Consider the following 1,580-nt stretch of genomic DNA (forward strand, 5'->3'; position numbering starts at 1 on the left):
TCGTCGACCCGATGCTCGCCATCCCTGTAGGATCAGCATTTTCGGTCCGGCACGCCGGTTGCTCTGTTTCTGGCACCCTTACCCACCAGCGTATGGACTGGGTGCGGCGGCAAAGGAAGTGATCGTATGGCAACAGGTACTGTGAAGTGGTTCAATGTCCAAAAAGGGGTATGGATTTATCGCTCCAGATGACGGCGGAAACGACATCTTTGTCCACATTAGCGCCGTAGAACGCGCTGGACTCTCTGGTTTGGCAGAAGGCCAAAAGATTTCTTACGAAGTCAAAGTCGCCCCCAAGCGTGGCAAGAGCAGCGCTGAAAACCTGCGGGTCTGATCACGTCCGCCGGTGATAGGTCTCCGGCAAAAATTGCCAAGACGAGCAGGGAGCTATCGCTGAAAGTTGGTGACGGCGGGAATCGGAAAGGCGGCATATCATGGGGGTGTTTGTGAAGTGGACCCTATGCTGAGGACCACCGGGTCTGGTTTCTTAAGTGGAGCTTGCTGCCGTTCGTTCTTCCCGATACTTTACGCCACTGTTGCTTGCTGCTGTCGTGGCTGTGGGGATGTGGGCAACGCGCAGCGTTGTCCAAGCTTCTCGCTTGCGAGAAGCGTCATATCCACAGCCTCTTCGCCGAATGCGCCGGTGACACCTGCCCGCCAGACCGCCATCGGCGCGCGGTTTTCCAGCGCCTGATGGGGGCGCTGGAAATTGTAAAACTCGATCCATCGGGCGATTCCGGCTTTGGCCTCGTGGCCATCCGAATAACCCTTGAGATAGATGTCCTCGTATTTGAGCGAGCGCCACAGCCGCTCGATGAACACGTTGTCCATCCAGCGGCCGCGACCGTCCATCGAGATCCTGACGCCGGTGGCTGCCAGCGTGCCGGTGAAGGCGGCGCTTGTGAACTGGCTGCCCTGGTCGGTAAAGATCTCAGGCCGGCCGAAGCGCGCCAAGGCCTCTTCGAGCGCAGACACACAGAACGATGTGTCCATCGTGTTCGACAGGCGCCAAGCCAGCACCGCACGGCTCGCCCAATCGATGATCGCCACCAGATATAGAAAGCCCTGGCCGATCGGCACATAGGTGATATCGGCCGCCCACACTTGATTTGGCCGGTCGATCACCATATGGCGCAAGAGATACGGGAAGATTTTGTGTCCCGGCGCCGGCTTTGTGGTTCTGGGCTTTGGTCCCAGCGCCGCGATGCCCATCTTGCGCATCAACCGCTGCACGCGCTTGCGATTGATGCGACAGCCTTCGCCATTGAGCATCGCCGTCATCCGCCGCGAGCCCAGGAACGGCCAGGCCGTGAACAGCTGGTCGATCCGTCGCATCAGCTCAAGGTCGTTGTCATTGGCCGGCCGCGGCGGCCGATATACGCTCGATCGCGCAACGCTCAGCAGTTGGCATTGCCGGCGGATCGATAGACTCTCATGATCGCGCTGAAGCAATCCTCGGCGATCCGGCGCGCTCATCTTCCGGACCTCCTGGCTAAGAAATCTCGCTCGACCGTCAATTGTCCGATCTTGGCGTGGAGCTTCTCGACCTCCAGTTCGTGGGCCGCCTCGCCATCCCGACC

At 59.6% G+C, this 1,580-nt stretch carries 2 pseudogenes; one reads left to right on the forward strand and one right to left on the reverse strand.

The annotated features are described in order from the left end of the window. Positions 1-126: 126 nt before the first annotated feature. A pseudogene (locus AC5ZFO_RS47855) lies at positions 127-334 on the forward strand (cold-shock protein). A 335-nt stretch (positions 335-669) separates the two neighbouring features. Here the strand turns inward: AC5ZFO_RS47855 and AC5ZFO_RS47860 are convergent. Next, positions 670-1,580, reverse strand: a pseudogene (locus tag AC5ZFO_RS47860) (IS3 family transposase); the annotation flags it as partial.

The sequence above is a fragment of the Bradyrhizobium sp. Unk1 genome (assembly GCF_059512345.1).